General features: G+C 33.9%; 5 protein-coding genes. 3 read left to right on the forward strand and 2 right to left on the reverse strand.

Annotated elements, in window-relative coordinates:
- The 3 genes from EI164_RS14705 to EI164_RS14715 form a co-directional block, all read left to right on the forward strand.
- The coding region (locus tag EI164_RS14705; RefSeq protein ID WP_192520664.1) for a hypothetical protein at positions 1-795 on the forward strand (795 nt) is incomplete at its 5' end.
- Positions 796-1,162: 367 nt separating this feature from the next.
- The gene (locus EI164_RS14710) at positions 1,163-1,813 is read left to right on the forward strand and encodes a hypothetical protein (protein ID WP_192520665.1); all 651 of its coding nucleotides are present in this window, start codon (positions 1,163-1,165) and stop codon (positions 1,811-1,813) included.
- A gap of 253 nt (positions 1,814-2,066) precedes the next feature.
- Positions 2,067-2,591: a hypothetical protein gene (locus EI164_RS14715; RefSeq protein WP_192520666.1), complete on the forward strand. Its 525-nt coding sequence runs from the start codon at positions 2,067-2,069 to the stop codon at positions 2,589-2,591.
- 440 nt (positions 2,592-3,031) lie between these two features.
- On the opposite strand, the gene EI164_RS14720 is transcribed toward EI164_RS14715, so the two are convergent.
- Positions 3,032-3,475, reverse strand: a complete 444-nt coding sequence (locus tag EI164_RS14720) for a PACE efflux transporter (protein ID WP_192520667.1) — start codon at positions 3,473-3,475, stop codon at positions 3,032-3,034.
- Positions 3,476-3,762: 287 nt separating this feature from the next.
- Positions 3,763-4,760, reverse strand: a 998-nt coding sequence (locus EI164_RS14725) for a hypothetical protein (RefSeq protein ID WP_192520668.1), incomplete at its 5' end; no start/stop codon positions are given.

Below are 4,760 nucleotides of genomic sequence, written 5' to 3' on the forward strand. Positions count from 1 at the left end.
AGACAAAGCTGCCTGACTCAAGTAAATCACTCTCCGACAATACCGGGGCGGTTCACCCGTACATATCTGATTGATGGGGAGTACATAAAGGAGGAGCCTAAATTACTTTCGTTTACAGATATCGAAGCAAAGTATGATGAAAACTCACATAAGATCTTCACTTTTGATGTTAATGCAGATGGCATTGACGATAAAGTTATATCCTCTATCAATGATGAGAATAACGTATTTCAAGATGATGAACTTTATGCCTTTCTTGGAGATGAAAATAGTAAATATACATTGAGCTTAGATACGTCAAATCATGCTAGCGATGGAGGTTACTTTTTATCTGACATATTACCACGGCCTAACTATTCTGGTTTTATTTTGAGAACCTATTTCTCAAGCAGGGGTTATCCAATTCGCCATTATTATTATACTTACAAAAATGGAGTTTGGTACATCTCTGCTACAACGACTGAAGGCTATACAGTGCAAGATCATAATTACTATTGCACTGATAATACTGTAACGACGGTGTCAGAGTACAACCAATCTATAAGCGAATCGTTTAATAATGACGAGGAGCTACTTCAAAATTGCCCTCCCTTACCCACCAAGTACACTGTCAAAACAGATCAAGCAGAAATTCTTGATGAAAAATTCGAATCACGGTCGAAACCGAACTATTATATCAAAGGTGATTTGATTGAAGCTTTTGATCAAAATGAGGACTGGGTGAAAGTTGCTTATAAAAATGGTACTAAATTCGGCTGGATTGATAAGCGTGATCTAAGCCCAGTAGCGGACTGATCTTTAGCATTTTTTAGAATGTATGTCTATACTTTACCTATAAATTAAGAATGCCGTAGATTACGTTAAAGAAAGGATCAATAAATTATGAGACGCTTTTGCCCATACTGGGGTCGCTTATATTAATAGAGATACTAACAGAAATAACATGCCTGATAATTTTGGGGCCTCTAGGCCTGAAACAGGCAAAGGGTTAAATTTTCACCCCGCATCTTATACGCCAACGGGCGTCATATTCAACTATCAATACGTAGTCAACAGGATGTGTGGTTATACAAAGCGCAGTGGATTATTATCAAATACATAATACGATTATTAAATCTGGACAAAATAAATTAACCTTTTGTGTTATAGCGGGAGATGTTTAGTGAAAATCTTAATGAATGTTTTATTTATTATTGCTACGCTTTCATTTACAGCTAGCTGCAACAGTTCAACCGTTAAACAAACTCAAAGCATGACGGAATCAAAGAACGCAGAAGAAAGCACATACAGTTGGATGGAGGACAAATCCATTACTAAAAGCAATTATTATCGTAATTATTCAGCAGCCCATTTAAACAAAAATACACAGCAAATTGTCCAATCAATTCTAATTGAATTTTGGAAAGTTCCTCTTCAAGCTAAAAATGTGCGAAGTGATTTCGGTTTTACAGATGGTTTAGAAAAAGGATTAATTAATATATATGTAAAATATAAGCATTTACCAAATTGGTATATGCAGGTTGGACAATGTACTAAAGATAATAAAGGACCGTACTATCAGTGTGTTGTTGATGGAGATGCAGGGCAGTTTTCAATTAAGTTCGTCGATAACAAATTGCAACTTAAAGGATATATAAGAATGAATATATGTGGAGTAGTCTGGGAAAAGGTTGCGAGTAAACTTGAAAATGCATCTTCTCCATTAAGCGATGATTGGTATAAAGGCAATGAGGTTTTTATGTTAGATAATATTAACGAGATTCCTTTACGTTTAAAAAGTGAAATAACCAATTGTAGAAATTATGGGCAATAAACTCTATACCCCAAGTCTAACAACAGCCTGACGTGCTTCTTTCATAAACTATTGTTTGAAATAGAAAAAATACGCGTTTACAAAAGATCCTTCGTTGCAATTTCCAACTAGATATCCAGAAAATTTTGTAAAAATATCAAAACCAGCGTATGGAGCGATTGTTGTATATAAACATACAAAACGGGGTTATAGTACGGGTCATGTAGCTAGTTATATTTAAAAATGTATTGTTGGTAATTTGAAGGTTAAAATCATGTTTAATATATTACCTTTCCTATTAAGCTTTTTATTTTTAGCATCTTGCACTCATGATACTTTGAAGAAAAGCACTGAAGAAAAGACAGAGTTAAATACTATAAATGAATTATATAAAAGCACAGCATTAGAAATTAAAGTTTACTTTGAAAATCCAAATTTAGACGATTCAAGCTATGTTATTCGATATGTAGACAAAGCATCGCCACTAAAAAACAGCATTCAAGAATACTTGAACGGTTTAACACCAGAAGAGAAAAAGCTAGGATTTGAAACTAGCAATTTTGGCAACAATAGTTTTCAAGTAAAGATTGAGAAAAAGACTGCTCTTATAAATTTTAAAAGCAGTGACTTATCAATCACAGGCCCAGAACAAATATTAAATTTTAATTACAACATTTCCAAAACAGCTGAGCAGTTTGATACGGTTAATGAAACAGAAATTTGTGTCAACGATATCTACAACTATCAAATGGCTTTCTTAGCTAACGAAGAACCAGTGGAATGTCCCTTTAGTTTTTAAAAATCAAAAAAGGTATGAAGTTGATTAAACTTTAGGTACCATTTGACCCATGTCGTCAAATCCGTACAGTTAAACTTAGGAAGCTTTAGTTACGAAGCTTAATGATAACAATCAAACTACATCTGTCTTGGCATCTTATAGACTGAACCCTTCCGAGTCACAGTCTGGTTGTAATATAGTTCAATAGATTTAGAGCTATTACCGATAGCTTCGAATTCCGTTCCATAGTCTTGGTTATACATCAACTCATTCTTCAATGTGCACGCTTTTGCTGGTTTGAGCGAGGCATTAGATATAGAAATTGAACGACAAACCATAATGGTAAAACCAATGCAACAGACTATTTGATTTGACAGATAGACTTTTTTAACTAGATAGTCTGTAGTGATACCATCAAAAAAGGCTGCCAATAGGCAGCCTTTTTCTGTACTCAACGCGTCCTAAGAAGCAGCGACGGACTCATGCTGATACGATAACGCAAATATCTTATCAAAGGCCATTGTAAAAAGGAAGGTGTAAGCCAAGAAGAACAACAGTAATGCTACCTCCATCTTAAAGGCTTGGATTAGACCAACATCGTACCAAACCATATACAGTGGCAAGCAAATCAACACCAACCCACCTTCAAAACCAACAGCATGGGCACTGCGTATCCATAACGTCCGATGTACCAAACGTTTGCGACGTTCCCACGCTTCAAAAGCGGTATTGTAGATAAAGTTCCAAATGACGGCTGCTACCGACATCATTACCGCGACGGGCAACGATTCTGATGCATCACTATGACTGAGTATCATCAATAAAAGAGTAGATAAAATAATAGCAATGATTTCAAAGACGGTCACATATGTTAAGCGACGTTTGAGTGGGGATAACGTAATCAACCAAGACTCCAAAGCACCTGTATTTAAACAGCAAGGTGCCTATCAAAGTATCGGTCCGTCCCGAGATAAAAAAGAAAGGTGAAATGCAGAGCCACGGTTTCCGCCTGCAATTATATTATACAGAAGATAACTGAGAAAGTCAGTTAGTGCTTATATTGAGAAGCATAAACTGGTTTCTCAGAGGGAGTAGTTAATAAGATTTATGTTTAGTTCATTTTCAAATAGCTATTTCATCACTCACTTTTATAAACGTGAAATAGTTTGAAATTAATAAAAGGGAAAAATGTTCATCTGTTATTTCTGGCTTCAACTTTTTCTGCAATATCTATCACAATCTTAACTTCACTTTCATTCTCTATTTTTTCTTGTTCCTTCTTACTCTCCAGAACTGGCACATAACGTATTCTAGGTTTTTTTATGATAACTGTTTGGTGTCTAGCTAGCATATCTCTAAAAATTTCATATCTCCATACAACAAAAATTTTATTTTTGGTGCTAATTTCAATAGACCATATAAAAATCATAAATAGAATCTTTATAAAAACAAACAATAATACAAGAGCCACCCAAAAATATAATGCTGACAGGTTAAGTATGCTAAACATAGAAAAAAAATTTTCATCAGTGATGGATGGGATTAAAGGTGATAAGCTAACTGTCAAAGTAACAGTTAAAATCACTAATAATAGATTAATTGTGTACTGATTACTAAGCATTAGCTGAATTATTGAGTCTATATCTCTACTAGAAGGTTTCCTATTATTTATGTTAGATTCAACTAGATCAGTCAAATTCTGAATACTTTCTCCATTATTCAAAATTTTTTCAAACCATAATTTTTCAACCTCAAACTTAGCAGCATAATAGTTTTTTTGCTTCAAATTAGAAAGGTGATCTGTATCTATATTAAGTTCAGACTTCATTCTAGCTTGTAAAATCTCTACTTTTTTTGGTGAGAGATACCAATAACCTATAACTAAGCATATTAATAGAATTAAAAAACTTGCTGAAGCTAATATCCAAAATACAGAAAAATCAAAATTAATGAAACGACCAATGAACTTGTTGAACTCTCTATGAATTATAAATGCTAAAAAAAATATAAGTGTTGACCACGCTGAATACGATATCAACTTAAGCAAAAGTCTTTCGTCATTATTAGTTGGTAACCATGCATGAAATATACAAAAGTAATTATTAACAATATCAATAATATAAGTATTGGTGAACGAGACCATCCCGAATTCTGTGTAACTGCCGTTTAGATTAAATGCTTGCTGATACG

Source organism: Psychrobacter sp. FME13, assembly GCF_014861395.1.
Taxonomy (GTDB): domain Bacteria; phylum Pseudomonadota; class Gammaproteobacteria; order Pseudomonadales; family Moraxellaceae; genus Psychrobacter.